This window comes from Streptomyces rishiriensis (assembly GCF_030815485.1).
Lineage (GTDB): Bacteria > Actinomycetota > Actinomycetes > Streptomycetales > Streptomycetaceae > Streptomyces > Streptomyces rishiriensis_A.
In genome coordinates this window covers 5,953,870-5,970,715 of the sequence record NZ_JAUSWV010000002.1, presented here as the reverse complement: position 1 = coordinate 5,970,715, position 16,846 = coordinate 5,953,870, and the positions used below count along the sequence as shown (strand labels likewise).

At 70.9% G+C, this 16,846-nt stretch carries 13 protein-coding genes and 1 pseudogene; 3 read left to right on the top strand and 11 right to left on the bottom strand.

From position 1 onward, the window contains the following. Positions 1–9: 9 nt before the first annotated feature. From QF030_RS29170 to QF030_RS29150, 5 genes are all read right to left on the bottom strand, one after another. Positions 10–1,683, bottom strand: coding sequence for an urease subunit alpha (locus tag QF030_RS29170; RefSeq protein WP_307165558.1), 1,674 nt, complete (start codon positions 1,681–1,683; stop codon positions 10–12). Beyond that, positions 1,680–2,375 carry an urease subunit gamma gene (ureA, locus tag QF030_RS29165; protein WP_307165557.1) on the bottom strand — a complete coding sequence of 232 codons (696 nt, stop codon included), beginning with the start codon at positions 2,373–2,375 and terminating at the stop codon, positions 1,680–1,682. Before ureA ends, QF030_RS29170 begins: the two co-directional genes overlap by 4 nt. 210 nt (positions 2,376–2,585) lie before the next feature. Then, complete coding sequence (locus QF030_RS29160) at positions 2,586–3,674, bottom strand: branched-chain amino acid aminotransferase (protein WP_307165556.1); 1,089 nt, start codon at positions 3,672–3,674, stop codon at positions 2,586–2,588. A gap of 249 nt (positions 3,675–3,923) precedes the next feature. Continuing rightward, on the bottom strand, positions 3,924–4,967 hold the full coding sequence (locus tag QF030_RS29155; protein WP_307165555.1) for a 3-isopropylmalate dehydrogenase: 1,044 nt from the start codon (positions 4,965–4,967) through the stop codon (positions 3,924–3,926). Between the two features lie 195 nt (positions 4,968–5,162). Next, entirely contained in the window at positions 5,163–5,294 is a 132-nt protein-coding gene (locus QF030_RS29150; protein ID WP_099935881.1) for a hypothetical protein, read from the bottom strand. Positions 5,295–5,850: 556 nt separating this feature from the next. Here QF030_RS29150 and QF030_RS29145 point away from each other — a divergent pair. After that, positions 5,851–6,735, top strand: coding sequence for an alpha/beta fold hydrolase (locus QF030_RS29145; protein WP_307165554.1), 885 nt, complete (start codon positions 5,851–5,853; stop codon positions 6,733–6,735). Between the two features lie 61 nt (positions 6,736–6,796). Here the strand turns inward: QF030_RS29145 and pruA are convergent. Both pruA and QF030_RS29135 read right to left on the bottom strand, forming a co-directional pair. Then, positions 6,797–8,438, bottom strand: a pseudogene (gene pruA, locus QF030_RS29140) (L-glutamate gamma-semialdehyde dehydrogenase). A 188-nt stretch (positions 8,439–8,626) separates the two neighbouring features. Beyond that, entirely contained in the window at positions 8,627–9,553 is a 927-nt protein-coding gene (locus QF030_RS29135) for a proline dehydrogenase family protein (RefSeq protein WP_307165553.1), read from the bottom strand. A gap of 164 nt (positions 9,554–9,717) precedes the next feature. On the opposite strand from QF030_RS29135, the gene QF030_RS29130 reads away from it, so the two are divergent. Continuing rightward, the gene (locus QF030_RS29130) at positions 9,718–10,950 is read left to right on the top strand and encodes a PucR family transcriptional regulator (RefSeq protein WP_307165552.1); all 1,233 of its coding nucleotides are present in this window, start codon (positions 9,718–9,720) and stop codon (positions 10,948–10,950) included. A gap of 33 nt (positions 10,951–10,983) precedes the next feature. Here QF030_RS29130 and QF030_RS29125 read toward each other — a convergent pair whose 3' ends face one another. Next, a complete protein-coding gene (locus tag QF030_RS29125) occupies positions 10,984–11,574 on the bottom strand; it encodes a TetR/AcrR family transcriptional regulator (RefSeq protein ID WP_307165551.1) in 591 nt (196 codons plus the stop codon). A 95-nt stretch (positions 11,575–11,669) separates the two neighbouring features. On the opposite strand from QF030_RS29125, the gene QF030_RS29120 reads away from it, so the two are divergent. After that, positions 11,670–13,199, top strand: a complete 1,530-nt coding sequence (locus tag QF030_RS29120) for an MFS transporter (protein ID WP_307165550.1) — start codon at positions 11,670–11,672, stop codon at positions 13,197–13,199. 159 nt (positions 13,200–13,358) lie between these two features. Here the strand turns inward: QF030_RS29120 and serA are convergent, their stop codons facing one another. The 3 genes from serA to ilvN all read right to left on the bottom strand — a co-directional run bounded on the left by serA (position 13,359) and on the right by ilvN (position 16,844). Further along, positions 13,359–14,948, bottom strand: a complete 1,590-nt coding sequence (gene serA / locus QF030_RS29115; RefSeq protein ID WP_307165549.1) for a phosphoglycerate dehydrogenase — start codon at positions 14,946–14,948, stop codon at positions 13,359–13,361. 233 nt (positions 14,949–15,181) lie between these two features. Further along, a complete protein-coding gene (gene ilvC / locus QF030_RS29110) occupies positions 15,182–16,180 on the bottom strand; it encodes a ketol-acid reductoisomerase (protein WP_020131430.1) in 999 nt (332 codons plus the stop codon). Between the two features lie 139 nt (positions 16,181–16,319). After that, entirely contained in the window at positions 16,320–16,844 is a 525-nt protein-coding gene (ilvN, locus tag QF030_RS29105; RefSeq protein WP_307165548.1) for an acetolactate synthase small subunit, read from the bottom strand. Positions 16,845–16,846: the final 2 nt, after the last annotated feature.

Below are 16,846 nucleotides of genomic sequence, written 5' to 3'. Positions count from 1 at the left end.
CAGCGGTCCTCAGAGGAAGTACAGGCGGTTGAGGGAGACGGACTCGGCGGGCTCGGAGCGCAGCGGCTCGCCGTCGAGGGTGACCAGGCCGGTGCGCCGGTCGACGTCGACCGCTCCGGTACGGGAGTTGCGGCACAGGTCGGCGGGGCCGATGCCGCGGGTGCCGCGGACGGCGACCCTGCGGCGTCGGGTCGGCATCGAGTCGCCGCCCTGGTCGAGGGCGGCCCGGGCGACGAAGGCGACCGAGATGTCGGCGGGCGTGGCCCCGTACGCCCCGAACTGCGGTCCGAGGACCAGGGGTTCGCAGGTGTCGGTGGCCGCGTTCGGGTCGCCGACCACGCCGTAGGCCGGGAAGCCCGACTTGAGCACCAGCTGCGGTTTGGCGCCGAAGTACTCGGGACGCCACAGCACGATGTCGGCGAGCTTGCCGACCTCGATGGAGCCGATCTCGTGCGCGAGGCCGTGGGCGATGGCCGGGTTGACGGTCAGCTTGGCGATGTAGCGCAGGACGCGCTCGTTGTCGTGGCCGTCGTCCGGGGCGCCGAACTCGGCCTTCATCTTCCCGGCCATGGCGAACGTACGGCGGACCGTCTCCCCCGCGCGGCCCATGCCCTGGGCGTCGGACGAGGTGATGCCGATCGCGCCCAGGTCGTGCAGGACGTCCTCGGCGCCCATGGTCCCGGCCCGGATCCGGTCGCGGGCCATGGCGGCGTCGCCGGGCAGGTCGGTCTTCAGGTCGTGGACGGAGACGATCATGCCGTAGTGCTCGGCCACCGCGTCCCGGCCGAAGGGGAGGGTGGGGTTGGTGGAGGAGCCGATGACGTTGGCGACGCCCGCCATCTTCAGCACGTTGGGCACATGCCCGCCGCCGCAGCCCTCGATGTGGAAGGCGTGGATGGTCCGGCCCTCCAGCACCCGCAGGGTGTCCTCGACCGACAGGCACTCGTTCAGTCCGTCGCTGTGCAGGGCGACCTGGACGTCGTGTTCCTCGGCGACCCGCAACGCCGTGTCCAGTGCCCGGGTGTGGGCGCCCATGTCCTCGTGCACCTTGAAGCCCGAGGCGCCGCCCTCGGCGAGGGCCTCCACCAGGGGGGCGGCGGACGAGGACGAACCCCGGCCGAGGAAGCCGATGTTGACCGGCCAGGCGTCGAAGGCGTTGAACGCGTGCCGCAGCGCCCAGGGCGAGTTGACGCCGACGCCCCACACGGGCCCGAACTCCTGCCCGATGACCGTGGTCACTCCGGAGGCGAGCGAGGCCTCCATGATCCGCGGCGACAGCAGATGGACGTGGGTGTCGACGGCGCCCGCGGTGGCGATCAGCCCCTCGCCGGACACGATGGACGTGCCGGTGCCGACCACGACGTCCACGCCGTCGAGGGTGTCGGGGTTCCCGGCCCGCCCGATCGCGTGGATCCGGCCCTCCCGGATGCCGATCGACACCTTCCGGATCCCCTGCACCGCGTCGATCACGACGACGTTGCTGATCACGACGTCACAGGTCTCGCGGACGGCGGCGGCCTTGAGGTGCAGCCCGTCCCGCGCGGTCTTGCCGAAGCCGGCCAGGAACTCGTCGCCGTGCAGCTGGGCGTCGGACTCGACGCGGACGACGAGCCCCGAATCGCCGAGGCGTACCCGGTCGCCGGCCCTGGGGCCGTGGGTGGCGGCGTACTCGTAGGGGTTCATCGGGCCCCTCCCCCTTCCGCTCCGAGGTATCCGCAGGCGGCGGCCCGGCGCAGGGCCTCGTCCTTCGCCCCCGGCGCGTCGAGCGCCCCGTCGACCAGACCGGCGAAGCCGATCGCGACCCGGTCGCCGCCGATCGGCACGAGTCCGACCTCACTGCTCTCGCCCGGCCCGAAGCGCACGGAGGACCCGGCGGGGACGGCGAGCCGCATCCCGTAGGCCTTCTCGCGCAGGAAGTCGAGCCGCGGGTTGGCCTCGAAGAAGTGGAAGTGGGAGGTGACGGAGACGGGCACGGTCGCCGTGTTCGTGACCGCCAGCCGCACGGCCGCCTCGGGCTCGGCGTGCTCGGGCCCCGGCAGCAGGGCCCCCGGCGCCCGGTCCCCGAGCGTGCCGCCGGCGATCGGATCGCCGACCACCGCGAGACGCGTGCCGTCGTCGAAGACGGCCTCGACGTGCACCTCGGTGACGACGTCCGCGACGCCCGGCAGCACGTCGTCCGGGCCGAGGACCGACCGGGCGCGTTCGATCGCCGCGGCGAGCCGGGCGCCGTCACGGGCGGCCTCGCACACCGTGTCCGCGATGAGCGCGGTCGCCTCGGGGACGTTCAGCCTGAGCCCGCGGGCCCTTCTCGCCCGGGCCAGCTCCGCCGCGCCGAAGAGCAGGAGGCGGTCCCGTTCGGTGGGGGTGAGTCGCACGTTACTCTCGCTTTCTTTGAGCAGCACTCTAAACCGTTTAGTGCATGATCAGTAGCCCTGGCGAGCGACTTTTGAGTACTGCTCTAACTTGGGCGGAGCTCCGGGAACGCCGAAGGGCCACCCCGGACGGGGTGGCCCTGACGAGTGGTCCCGACGGGGCAGGCCCTGGCGGGGTGGCCCTGACGGGGTGGCCCTGGCGAAGAGGGGCGACTAGCCCAGCTCGTGCATCCAGCCGTGCTTGTCCTCGGCCGTGCCGCGCTGGATGTCCAGCAGGGCCCGGCGGAGCTCGAGGGTGACCTCGCCGGGCTCGCCGCCCGACTGCCGCCATTCGCCGGCGGTGCGCTTGACCGTGCCGACCGGGGTGATCACGGCGGCGGTGCCGCAGGCGAAGACCTCCTTGAGGGCGCCGCTCTCGGAGTCGCGCTGCCACTGCTCGACGGAGACCCGGCCCTCCTCGGCCCGGTAGCCGAGGTCGCGCGCGACGGTGAGGAGGCTGTCACGGGTGACGCCCTCCAGGATGGAGCCCGTCAGCGAGGGCGTGATGATCTTGTCGTCGTACACGAAGTACAGGTTCATCCCGCCGAGTTCCTCGACCCACTTGCGCTCGACCGCGTCGAGGTAGCAGACCTGGGCGCACCCCTGGGCGGCGGCCTCGGCCTGGGCGAGCAGGGACGCGGCGTAGTTGCCGCCCGTCTTGGCGTCGCCCATGCCACCGGGAACGGCACGCACGTGCTCCTCGGAGACCCAGATGGAGACGGGCTTGACGCCCCCCGGGAAGTAGGCGCCGGCCGGCGAGGCGATGACCAGGAACAGGTACTCGTTGGCCGGCTTCACGCCCAGGCCGACCTCGGTCGCGATCATGAACGGCCGCAGGTAGAGGGACTCCTCACCGCCGTGCGCGGGCACCCAGTCCTTGTCCTGGCCGACGAGCGCGTCGCACGCCTCGATGAACGTCTCGACCGGCAGCTCGGGCATGGCCAGACGACGGGCGGAACGCTGGAAGCGCTTGGCGTTCTGGTCCGGGCGGAAGGTGGCGACCGAGCCGTCGGGGCGGCGGTACGCCTTCAGGCCCTCGAAGATCTCCTGCGCGTAGTGCAGGACGTTGGTGGCCGGGTCGAGCGGGATCGGCGCGTACGGAACGAGCTGACCGTCGTGCCAGCCGCGGCCCTCGGTCCACTTGATCGTCACCATGTGGTCGGTGAAGTGGCGGCCGAACCCGGGGTTCGCCAGGATCGCCTGCCGCTCGGCGGCGGAGGTGGGACTGGCGGAGGGCTTGAGCTCGATCGTGGGCGTCGTCATGAGTGGTTGTCCTTCACCGGTTGTAGTGACGGGGCCGCGCTCACGCCCGTACGGCCAGTGGCCGGTGCTAGGACGTCCGAGCATTCCCTCATACCGCGGCTCCACGTTCGATTATCGCAAGCGGCGGACGAGGGCCAAAACGGCGGGAATGCGACCCAGGGTTGATGGTGGCACCCGGCGGGGGACATGCGGAAGCCGCCGGGTGCTGATGCGACCCGGCGGCTTCGAGAGGTTTCGCGCAGCGCGGGGTCAGCCGGCTACTCGTACGGCGAGCGCGTCACCGATCTCGGAGGTGCTGCGCGCGGGCAGCGAGCCGCGCTCCTCCAGGTCGACGGAGACGGCGTCCTCGATGCGGACCGCCTCGGCGTCGTAGCCGAGGTGGCGCAGGAGCAGCGCGACGGACAGGACGGTGGCGGTGGGGTCCGCCTTGCCCTGGCCGGCGATGTCCGGGGCCGAGCCGTGCACCGGCTCGAACATGGACGGGAACTCGCCGGACGGGTTGATGTTCCCGCTCGCGGCGACGCCGATCCCGCCGGAGACGGCCGCGGCGAGGTCGGTGATGATGTCGCCGAAGAGGTTGTCCGTGACGATGACGTCGAAGCGCGCGGGATCGGTGACGAGGTAGATCGTCGCCGCGTCCACGTGGATGTAGTCCGTGGTGACGTCGGGGAACTCCTGGGCCACCCGGTTGAAGACGTTCGTCCAGAGGTGACCGGCGAAGGCCAGCACGTTGTTCTTGTGGACCAGCGTGAGCTTCTTGCGGGGGCGGGCCTGGGCGCGCGCGAAGGCGTCCCGGACCACGCGCTCGACCCCGAAGGCCGTGTTCACGGAGACCTCGGTGGCGACCTCGTGCGGAGTGCCCTTGCGGATCGTGCCGCCGTTGCCGGTGTACGGGCCCTCGGTGCCCTCGCGGACCACGACGAAGTCGATCTCGGGCTGGCCGGCCAGCGGGGTGGCGACCCCCGGGAGGAGCTTCGACGGACGCAGGTTGACGTGGTGGTCGAAGAGGAAGCGCAGCTTGAGCAGGAAACCCCGCTCCAGGACGCCGGAGGGGACGCTCGGGTCGCCGATCGCGCCGAGCAGGATGGCGTCGTGCCGCTTGAGCGCCTCGACGTCCGCGTCGGTGAGCGTCTCACCGGTGGCGTGGTAGCGCCGGGCGCCGAAGTCGTACTCCTCGGTCTCCAGCTTCACATCCTGCGGGAGGACGGCGGAGAGGACCTTGAGACCTTCGGCCACGACCTCCTGGCCGATGCCGTCACCGGGAATCACTGCGAGATTGAGGCTGCGAGACATACGGGAACCGTACTCCTCGTCCCATGGGATGACATGGACTGTCCGCGATGCGGACAGAGAAGTCGCGGTGCGGACAGGGTGGCGCGGAGCCGAGGCGTCGTGACGGGTCGGGGTGCGACGCGGATCCGAAGTCCCGTTCGGGGCCCGCGCCGCACCCCGTGCGGGTGCGGCTCCCGGACTGCGGGGCGGCTCGGCTCAGTGGCCGGTCTCGCCGCCGTTGTCACGGCGGTCGAGGGCGCGCTGGAGCGCCGCGGCGGCGTTCTTGCGGTCGGACTCGCTCGTGCGGGAGATGTGACGGACTCGGCGGCGGACGGTCGTCTCGGCCATGGGAAATCGACTCCTTCGAATTCCGGGGAACGGCAAGGGGGTTTCGAGACGCCGGATGGGGCGGGGAGCGGGCCGCAGGGATTGCCTGCACGGGGCCCGGCTCACGACCGCCCTTCGCTTGGTCGAGCGAGACGTTCGGCTCCTACAACGCTAAGGGAGGAGCACGCGCCTGTCTCCACAATTACTCGGACTTCCTACTATCTGAGACGGCACCTCCGCCCACCCGGCACCGACCTGCGGCTTCCCGGTCGTCCTCAACCCCCGTCCGCGGTCGACCCGCGCTCCCGGACGCCCTGGCCGGCCACGTGGGCGGCGCACACCTCGGGGCGGCGATCGGCGCGCCGCGGGAGCGGTGACGGCCTCGGTCCGGGCCGGGTGCATCGCCAGGACCCCGCCGGGGCGACGCAGCCGGTCGGGGAATCCGGTGTGCACGGCAGGGGGCGGGCGGCGCCCGCCGGCACCGCGGCGGGGAACGCGGGCGAGATCCCGGCATGCCGACCATCTAACCTCTAAAATCTTCTTGACCGGTTAGGTGATCGCGTGGTGCACTCATGCCATGACCCTCCACGCCCACCGCCAGGTCCGTCATCGCACCACCACCGTCCGCGGCCACGAGGTGTACTACCGGGAGGCGGGCCCGGCCGACGCGCCGGTCCTGCTGCTGCTGCACGGCTTCCCGAGCAGCTCCCACATGTTCCGCGACCTGATCCCGCTCCTCGCCGACAGCCATCGCGTCATCGCCCCCGACCACATCGGCTTCGGCCGGTCGGCGGCGCCCGCCGACTTCCGGTACACCTTCGACGAACTGGCGGCCGTCACCACCGAGTTCACCGAGCAGCTCGGTCTGAAGGAGTTCGCGCTCTACATCCAGGACTACGGCTCCCCCATCGGCCTGCGCCTCGCCCTCGCCCATCCCGACCGGGTGACCGCGATCGTCACGCAGAACGGCAACGCCTACGAGGAGGGACTCGGGGCCGAGGCCTGGGCTCCGGTGCTGGCGCTGATCGCGGAGCGGACCCCCGGGACCGAGGCGCCGGTGCGGGAGATCAGCGGCCCGGACGGGATCAGGTGGCAGTACCTGCACGGGGTTCCGCCGGAGCAGCAGGAGCTCGTGAGCCCCGACGCCTACGAGCACGACGCGGCCCTCATGGCCCGGCCCGGTCAGCCGGAGATCCAGCTCGACCTGATCTCCGACTACGGTTCCAACTTCGCCCTCTACCCGGCCTTCCAGGAGTACTTCCGCACCAGTCAGGTCCCGCTGCTGGCGGTCTGGGGCGCGGGCGACGAGATCTTCGTCCCGGCCGGCGCGCTCGCCTTCCGCCGCGACCTGCCCCGGGCGGAGGTGCACCTGCTGCCCACCGGCCACTTCGCCCTGGAGACGCACGCGGACCAGATCGCGGCGCTGATCAGGGACTTCCTCGGACGCACCCGCACCCGCTGACGGAACAGCGGGAAGGGGCCGGGCGATCGCCCGGCCCCTTCCCGCGTCGTACGCCGGCGCGTCAGCCCATGTGCGGGTACGCGTAGTCGGTCGGCGCGACCAGCGTCTCCTTGATCGCGCGGGTCAGGGTCCAGCGCATCAGGTTCTGCGGGGCGCCGGCCTTGTCGTTGGTGCCGGAGGCGCGACCGCCGCCGAAGGGCTGCTGGCCGACGACGGCGCCGGTCGACTTGTCGTTGATGTAGAAGTTGCCGGCCGCGTAGCGCAGCTTCTCCATCGTGTACGCGGCTGCCGCGCGGTCGCCCGAGATGACCGAGCCCGTCAGCGCGTAGTCGGACACCGACTCCATCTGCGTCAGCATCTCGTCGTACGCCTCGGCCGAGCTGTCGTCGTACACGTGCACGGCGAGGAAGGGGCCGAAGTACTCGGTCGTGAAGACCTCGTTCTCCGGGTCGGTGCACTCGACGACGGTCGGGCGGACGAAGTAGCCGACCGAGTCGTCGTAGGAGCCGCCCGCGACGATGGTGCAGGTGGGGTCCGCCTTCGCCCGGTCGATCGCCGCCTTGTTCTTGGCGAACGAACGCTCGTCGATGACGGCGCCGACGAAGTTGGAGAGGTCCGTGACGTCACCCATGGTGAGGTAGTCGACCTCGGCCGCCGAACTCCTCCTTGAAACCGGAGTTCCAGATCGACGCCGGGATGTAGGCCCGGGAGGTCGCGCTGCACTTCTGGCCCTGGTACTCGAAGGCGCCACGGGTGAGCGCCGTCTTCAGCACCGCGCGGTCCGCGCTCGGGTGGGCGACGACGAAGTCCTTGCCGCCGGTCTCGCCGACCAGACGCGGGTAGGAACGGTACTTCTCGATGTTGGCGCCGACCGTCTTCCACAGGTACTGGAAGGTCTTCGTCGACCCGGTGAAGTGGATGCCCGCGAGGTCGCGGTGGGTCAGCGCCACCTCGGAGACCTCGAGACCGTCGCCGGTGACCAGGTTGATGACGCCCTTGGGCAGACCGGCCTCCTCCAGCAGCCGCATGAGCAGCACGGCGGCGTGGGTCTGCGTCGGGGACGGCTTCCACACCACCACGTTGCCCATCAGCGCGGGCGCGGTCGGCAGGTTGCCCGCGATGGCGGTGAAGTTGAACGGCGTGATCGCGTAGACGAAGCCCTCGAGCGGACGGTGGTCGAGGCGGTTCCAGACGCCCGGGGAGTTCGCCGGGGGCTGCTCGGCCAGGATCTGACGGGCGTAGGCCACGTTGAAGCGCCAGAAGTCGACCAGCTCGCAGGGACAGTCGATCTCCGCCTGCTGGGCGGTCTTCGACTGGCCGAGCATGGTGGAGGCGGCGAGCGTCTCGCGCCAGGGGCCGGCGAGCAGTTCGGCGGCGCGCAGGATGATGGCGGCACGGTCGTCGAAGGACATCGCGCGCCAGGCGGGCGCGGCGGCGAGGGCCGCGTCGATGGCGTCCTGCGCGTCCTGCCGCGTGGCGTTGGCGTAGGTGCCGAGGCGGGCCTTGTGGTTGTGCGGCTGCACGACGTCGAACCGCGCGCCGCCGCCCATCCGCTGCTCGCCGCCGATGGTGCAGGGCAGGTCGATCGGGTTGTCGGCCAGTTCCTTGAGCTTGGCCTCCAGCCGGGCGCGCTCCGGCGAGCCGGGGGCGTAGCCGTGCACCGGCTCGTTGACGGGGGTGGGGACCTGGGTTACCGCGTCCATGTCTTCCGTTACTCCTTCTGAGCGGGTGTTCCGAGCGAGGGGTCGGGCTCGGCCCTTGTTGATCGTCCTGGTCGTCGAGCGGACGAGGAACCGCGGGTCGGCGGGGTTCTCCGCGGGGCGTCGCATGCTGTGCCCGGCCGGGGGCGCCCCGGGTCCTGGCCGAGAAGCCGCTGCGCCCGCTGCGTCCCTCAGCCCCGGGTGAGCATGCTGCGGGCGAAGAACCGCAGGTTGGCCGGCTTCTCCGCGAGACGGCGCATGAAGTAGCCGTACCAGTCGGTGCCGTAGGCGGTGTAGACGCGCATGCGGTGGCCTTCGGCCGCCAGCCGCAGGTGCTCGTCGCCGCGGATGCCGTACAGCATCTGGAACTCGTACTCGTCCAGCTTGCGCCCTGCCTTGCGGGCGAGCTCCTGCGCGATCGAGATGAGGCGCGGGTCGTGGGACCCGATCATCGGGTACCCCTCTCCCTCCATCAGCGTGCGCAGGATCCGGACGTACGCCTTGTCGATCTCGTGCTTCTGCTGGTGGGCGACCTCGGCGGGCTCCTTGTACGCGCCCTTCACGAGCCGCACCCGGCTGCCGCTCGCGGCGAGCCGGCGGGCGTCGGCCTCGGTACGGAACAGGTAGGCCTGGATGACACAGCCGGTCTGCGGGAAGTCCTTCCGCAGCTCCTCGTGGATGGCGAACATCGAGTCGAGGGTGGTGTGGTCCTCGGCGTCGAGGGTGACGGTGGTGCCGATGGCCGCGGCGGCCTCGACGACCGGACGCACGTTGGCCAGGGCCAGCTCGTGGCCGCCGTCCAGCGCTTGACCGAACATCGACAGCTTGACGGACATCTCCACCCGCTCGCCGAGTGCCAGCTGCTCGAGCCGGTCGATCAGCGCCAGGTAGGCGTCCCGGGCGGCGGCGGCCTGCTCGGGGGTGGTGATGTCCTCGCCGACGACGTCCATCGTCAGCTCCAGCCCGTCCGCGGTGAGCCGCTCGACGATCGGGACGATGTCGTCGACCGTCTCACCGGGGATGAAGCGGTCCACGACCTGCTTCGTCACCGGGGCCGCCGAGATAAGGCGTCGCATCCGGTCGCTGCGCGAAGCGGCGAGAATCACGGGACCCAGCACGGGGCACCTCCACATACCAACCCATACGAGGCCGTTTCCCGACGATCGGGGAACGGCACGGAGAACCACCGTGAAACCTAAGGATCCCTCCGATCGTGGGCCATCGACAGCTGTCACGCATCCGTGCCGCGGATCTCAGACAGATGTATGAAGGAGAGGCGGGCATGCGGGAGAATGTCCGGGTGACAGCCGATGCGCCATCGTTCAGCCACGCGGGCGACTACCAGGAGCTGGTCGACGAGATCTCCGAGCTGCTCGGCGCTCCCGCGACCCTGGAGAACCGGGACTTCGAGCTGATCGCCTTCGGCGCCTACGACAGCGAGGACGAGCTGGACGCGTCGACGCTGGATCCGGTGCGCACCCGCTCGATCCTGACCCGGCGCTCCACAGCCGCCGTCCGCACCTGGTTCGAGGGCTTCGGCATCACCCGCGCGACCGGCCCGGTGCGGATCCCGCCGACCCCGGAGGCCGGGGTGCACCGGGGGCGCGTCTGCCTCCCCGCACGGCACCGGGGGGTCGTCCTCGGCTACGTCTGGCTGCTCGACGACGACCCCGGGCCCTCGGACGCCCAGCTGGCGGCCGCGATGGAGGTGACCGGCCGGATCGGCGCCCTGCTAGCCGACGAGGCCCAGCACGGGGCGGACCTCACGCGGGAGCTGCGGGCGGTGCTGACCGCGCAGGCCGACTGGCAGCGGGACATGGCGGTGGCGGAGTTGCGCATCGCGCTCGGCGCCCGCGCGGACGGCCCGCACACGGTGGTGTGCGTGACGCCCTGGCCGTCCGCCGACCCGGACGACGCGCCTTCGCTGCGTACGCTCCCGGGGGCGACGGCACTGTGCACGGTCCCGTGGGGCGGGGGCCCCTCCCACCCCCTCGACGCACAGGCGGATTCCCAGTCCCTGGCCCTGCTGGTCCGCCTGCGCTCCACGGACACCCTCACCCCGGCGACGTCGGCGGCGGCCCGGCTGCTGGAGCGGGCGAGGGAGTCCGCCGCGGGCGTGGCGGCCGGGCGGCTCGGCCTCGCGGAACTCGGCAGCGCCTGGCAGGAGGCGTCGGCGTCGGCGCGGGCGGCCCTGGCCGAACCCGGCCTCGGCCCGGTCGCCCGGTGGGCGTCCATCGGCCCCTACCGGCTTCTGACCGCCCTGCCCCGGGAGAGCGCCCAGGACCCCGCCGTACGGACCCTGTTGGAGCACGCCCACCACGAACTCGCCCGTACGGCCGAGGTGTACCTCGACCGCGCGGGCCAAGCCGGCCGCACGGCGGCCGAGTTGGGCATCCACCGGCAGACCCTCTACTACCGGCTGTCCCGGGTGGAACAACTCACCGGCCTGGACCTCGACGACGGCGAGGACCGGCTGCTCCTGCACATGACCCTGAAGGCGGCCCGGCTGCCCTAGGCGCCACTCCGGGCCGGGACGACCCCGGCCGGGTCAGCTCTTCGCGGCGCCCGCGATCACCCGGCGCAGTCCTTCGGTGAGCTGTGCCGCGTCGGTCGCCGAGTCCGGGTCGAAGAGCCACTGGACCATGAGCCCGTTGAGAAGGGTCTGGTAGAAGCGGCCCTCCGTGTCCACGGTCTCCTTGTCGAGCTGATCCTCCGGGACCCCGTTGAACATGGGCACGATCCCCGACCGGCCCTCCTCCTGCGCCGCGGCCAGCAGCTTGCGCACCTCGGGGAGCCGGTCGCCCTGGACGATGAGTTCGAAGCTCAGCAGCCAGATGGCCCGCGTCCGCGGCACCGAGCCGATGATGCTCGCCCATACCTCCTGGAAGCGTTCCAGCGACCCGGCGGGCGCGGTCACCTCGCCCCCCGCGCCCCAGCCCGGGTCGAAGTCGTCGCCGGCGCCCTCGATCAACGAGACGTACGCCTTCACCAGCAGCGCGTCCTTCGAGCCGTAGTGATAGCCGATGGACGCGAGGTTGGTCCCCGACTCCTTGACGACGTCCCGCGCGGTCGTACGCAGGAACCCCTTCTCCAGCAGGCAGCGCTTGGCGCCTTCGAGCAGATCCTCACGGTGTCCCATGCCGCCACCCTACCCCGATCCATACAGTCGTCCTATACGGATGACTTATACATTCGTTCTAGACAAGTGTTTAATACGCTCGTACAGTCGCCGTCATGACGAACACGACGCACCCGACGAGCAGCAGCGAACCACCGGCCGCCCGGGCCGGCCGCCGCGAATGGACCGCGCTGGGCGTACTGATGCTTCCGCTGCTGCTGGTCTCGATGGACGTCTCGGTCCTCTACTTCGCGATCCCGGCGATCAGCTCGGACCTGGAGCCGACCGGCACCCAGCAACTGTGGATCTTCGACATCTACGCCTTCGTCCTGGCGGCCCTGCTGATGACGATGGGCTCGCTCGGCGACCGCATCGGCCGCCGCAGGCTGCTGCTGATCGGCGCCGCGGCCTTCGGCGCCGCCTCCCTGATCGCGGCGTACGCGAACAGCGCCGAGACCCTGATCGCGGCCCGCGCGGTCCTCGGCATCGGCGGCGCGACCCTGATGCCCTCCACGATGGCCCTGATCCGCACGATGTTCGCCGACCCGGCCCAGCGCGCGAAGGCGATCGGCATGTGGTCCGCGGTGATGACGGCCGGCATCGCGCTCGGCTCGGTGATGAGCGGCCTGCTGGTCCAGTACTTCTGGTGGGGCTCGGTCTTCCTGGTCAACCTGCCCGCGATGGTCCTGCTGCTCGTCCTCGGCCCGGTCCTGCTGCCGGAGTCCCGCGACCCCGCCCCCGGCCGCTTCGACTGGCCGAGCGTCCCCCTGTCGATGGCCGCCGTGCTGCCCGTGATCTACGGCCTGAAGGAGATCCCGTCCGAGGGCTGGCACGCGGAGTACGTCGTCTCGGTCACCGTCGGTCTGCTCTTCGCGGCCGTCTTCGTCCACCGCCAGCGCACCACGGCGTCCCCGATGATCTCCCCGGCCCTGTTCCGCGGCCCCGGTTTCGCCCCCGCCCTCGCCCTCAACCTGGTCTCCGCCTTCGGCATGCTGGGCTCGGCGTTCTTCACCACCCAGTACCTCCAGTCGGTCCTGGGCAAGAGCGCGTTGGAAGCCGCCCTGTGGGCCCTGCTCCCCTCGGTCCCGATCGGCATGGCCGCCCCGGTCGCGACCGCCCTGGTCCACCAGGGCGTCCACCGCGCCTCCGTCGTCACGGCCGGGTTCGCGATCGGAGCGAGCGGCTACGCGCTGCTGGCCCTCGCCGGCACGGACTCGATGTGGCTCGTGCTGACCGCCTGCGCGGTCCTGGCCGGCGGGATCGTCATGGTGCTGTCCCAGATGACGGACCTGGCGATGGGCGCGGCCCCGGTCGAACGAGCGGGGTCCGCGTCCGCCCTGCTGGAGACCGGCACCGAGTTCGGCGGCGCCCTCGGCATGGCCGTCCTCGGCTCCATCGGCACGGCGATCTACCGCCACGACATCCCGGCCACGGCCCCGGCCGAGGCCCGCGAGACCCTCGGCGGCGCCCTGGCGGTGGCGGGTCGTCTCCCGGGGCGCACGGGAGACGCCCTGGCGACGACGGCGCGCGAGGCGTTCACCAGCGGCATGCAGGGCGCGGCGATCGCCGGGGCGCTGCTCCTCGCCGCAGCGGCGGCAGCGGCTTCGGTCACGCTGCGGCGGGTCCCGGTCGACGACAAGAAGTGACAACAGCAAGAAAAGCCGGGCGGGCTGGATCACACCAGCCCGCCCGGCTCCTGTTCTCCCGCCACGTTCAGCGGATCCGGCCCGTCCGGCGATCGAGGACGAGGCCGATCGGGCCGAAGCGGGGCCCGGGGGCGGCAGCCCCCGGTACGTGCGACGACCTCAGACGAGGTTCACCGCACGCGCGGACGTCGCGCCGATCTCCGTGGCGACCTCCGCCAGCACGCCCGCGGGCACCGTGTCGTCGACGGTCAGCACGGCCAGCGCCTCGCCGCCCGCGGCCGCACGGGCGACCTGCATGCCGGCGATGTTGATCCCCGCCTCGCCGAAGACCCGGCCCACGGTCCCGACGACACCCGGACGGTCCTCGTACTTGAGGACGACCATGTGGTCGGCGAGCGCGAGGTCGACGTCGTACTCGCCGACCGCGACGATCTTCTGGAGGTGCTTCGGGCCGGCCAGCGTGCCGGAGACCGACACCTCCTCGCCGTCCGAGAGCGTGCCGCGCACGGTGACGACGTTACGGTGGTCGGCCGACTCGGAGCTGGTGGTCAGCCGCACCTCGACGCCGCGCTCCTGCGCGAACAGCGGGGCGTTGACGTAACTGACGGTCTCGTCGACGACGTCCTCGAAGACGCCCTTGAGGGCCGACAGCTCCAGCACCTTCACGTCGTGCTGGGTGATCTCGCCGTACACCTCGACGTCGAGGCGGACCGCGACCTCGCCGGCGAGCGCGGTGAAGATCCGGCCGAGGCGCTCGGCGAGCGGCAGGCCGGGCTTGACGTCCTCGGCGATGACACCGCCCTGGACGTTCACCGCGTCCGGCACCAGCTCACCGGCGAGGGCGAGCCGCACGGAACGCGCGACCGCGATACCGGCCTTCTCCTGGGCCTCGTCGGTCGAGGCGCCGAGGTGCGGGGTGGCCACGACCTGGTCGAACTCGAACAGCGGGGAGTCCGTGCAGGGCTCCTTCGCGTACACGTCGAGGCCGGCGCCGGCGACCCGGCCCTCCTTCAGCGCCGAGTACAGCGCCTCCTCGTCGACGATCCCGCCCCGCGCGGCGTTGACGATGCGCACGCTCGGCTTGACCTTGCGCAGCGCCTCGTCGCCGATCAGACCGACCGTCTCGGGGGTCTTGGGCAGGTGGACGGTGATGAAGTCGGAGACCTCGAGCAGCTCGTCCAGCGACAGGACCTTCACGCCCATCTGCGCGGCGCGCGCGGGCTGGATGTAGGGGTCGTACGCGACGATCTTCATGCCGAAGCCGGACATGCGCTGCGCGACGAGCGCGCCGATGCGGCCCAGCCCGACGACGCCGAGGGTCTTCTCGGCCAGCTCGACGCCCGTGTACTTGCTGCGCTTCCACTCGCCGTTCTTCAGCGCGGCGTTGGCCTGCGGGATGTGGCGGGCGGTGGCCAGCAGCAGACCGCAGGCCAGTTCGGCCGCGGTGACGATGTTGGAGGTGGGGGCGTTGACGACCATCACGCCGGCCTTGGTGGCGGCGGGAACGTCGACGTTGTCCAGGCCGACGCCGGCTCGTGCGACGACCTTCAGTTTCTTCGCGGCGGCGATCGCCTCGGCGTCCACCTTGGTGGCCGAGCGGATCAGGATCGCGTCGACGTCGGCGATGGCCGGGAGCAGTTCGGCTCGATCAGCTCCGTTGCAGTGCCGGATGTCGAAGTCCGGGCCAAGCGCGTCCACAGTCGCGGGCGACAGCTCTTCAGCGATGAGTACGACAGGTTTCGAGCTCACGTGAGTCCTCACAAGTCCAAAGCGTGCGGACGGCCGTCCCGACGGCCGCATGCGGAGGAGGGGCTAGCCGCGTGGAAGACGCACGACGCTGTGGGCCTGACGCGTATTAGTGCAGCAGTGTAGTGCTGCGCCGGAGGTCGCCTCACGCCTCCGCGGAAGGATCACCCGTCCGTGGTTGGACGGGATGGACAACGGGGCCGGAGCGATCCGCTCCGGCCCCTTCTCCCGAGGCCTTACGCCTCTTCGTTCACCCAGCTCATCAGCTTGCGCAGCTGCTTGCCGGTGGTCTCCAGCAGGTGCTCGGAGTCCGCGTCCTTGTACTCGTTGTACTTCTTCAGACCGCCGTGGTACTCGTCCATCCAGTTCTGGGCGAAGGTGCCGTCCTGGATCTCGGCGAGGACCTGCTTCATCTCGGCCTTGGTGGCGTCGGTGATGATGCGCGGGCCGGTGATGTAGTCGCCCCACTCGGCGGTCTCGGAGACGCTCCAGCGCATCTTCTCCAGGCCGCCCTCGTACATGAGGTCCACGATGAGCTTCAGCTCGTGCAGGCACTCGAAGTAGGCGATCTCCGGCTGGTAGCCGGCCTCGACCAGGGTCTCGAAGCCCGCCTTGACCAGCGCGGAGGTGCCACCGCAGAGAACGGCCTGCTCACCGAACAGGTCGGTCTCGGTCTCCTCGGTGAAGGTCGTCTTGATGACGCCGGCGCGGGTGCCGCCGATGCCCTTGGCGTACGACAGGGCCAGCGCGAAGGCGTTGCCGGTCGCGTCCTGCTCGACGGCGGCGATCGCGGGGACGCCGCGGCCCTCCTCGTACTGGCGGCGCACGAGGTGGCCCGGGCCCTTCGGGGCGACCAGGGCGACGTCGACACCGGCCGGGGCCTTGATGAAGCCGAAGCGCACGTTGAAGCCGTGGGCGAAGAACAGCGCGTCGCCGTCCTTCAGGTTCGGGGCGATGGACTCCTCGTAGACCTGGGCCTGGATCGGGTCCGGGATGAGGATCATGATGACGTCGGCCTCGGCGGCGGCCTCGGCCGGGGTCACCACGCGCAGGCCCTGCTCCTCGGCCTTGGCCTTGGACTTGGAGCCCTCGTGCAGACCGACCCGGACGTCGACACCGGAGTCACGCAGCGACAGGGCGTGGGCGTGGCCCTGGCTGCCGTATCCGATGACCGCGACCTTGCGGCCCTGGATGATGGACAGGTCGGCGTCGGCGTCGTAGAACAGCTCGGCCACTTTGGGTTCTCTCCTTGGGTGCAGGTGTTGCGTCCCACCGTATGACGGCGGGCGGAAGGGAAGGCTCGGGGTCTCGGTATACGGGCGGTCGGTGATCACCGGCCGCCCGGATCCGTTCGTGCGACGACCGGTTACGTACTTACGCCGACCGGTCGAGAGCGCGCAGCGACCGGTCCGTGATCGAACGGGCGCCGCGGCCGATGGCGATCGTGCCGGACTGGACCAGCTCCTTGATGCCGTACGGTTCCAGCATCTTGAGCATGGCGGACAGCTTGTCGTTGCTGCCGGTGGCCTCGATCGTCACGGCCTCCGGCGAGACGTCGACGGTCTTGGCGCGGAACAGCTGGACGATCTCGACGATCTGCGAGCGCGTCTCGTTGTCGGCGCGCACCTTCACCAGAACGAGTTCGCGGTGAACGGCGTGTCCCGGCTCCAGCTCGACGATCTTCAGCACCTCGACGAGCTTGTTGAGCTGCTTGGTGACCTGCTCCAGCGGCAGCGCGTCGACGCTCACCACGATCGTGATCCGGGAGATGTCGGCGTGCTCGGTGACGCCGACGGCGAGCGAGTCGATGTTGAAGCCCCGCCGGGAGAACAGGGCGGCGATCCGGGCCAGGATGCCCGGCTTGTTCTCCACCAGGACGGAGAGCGTGTGCTTGGACATGT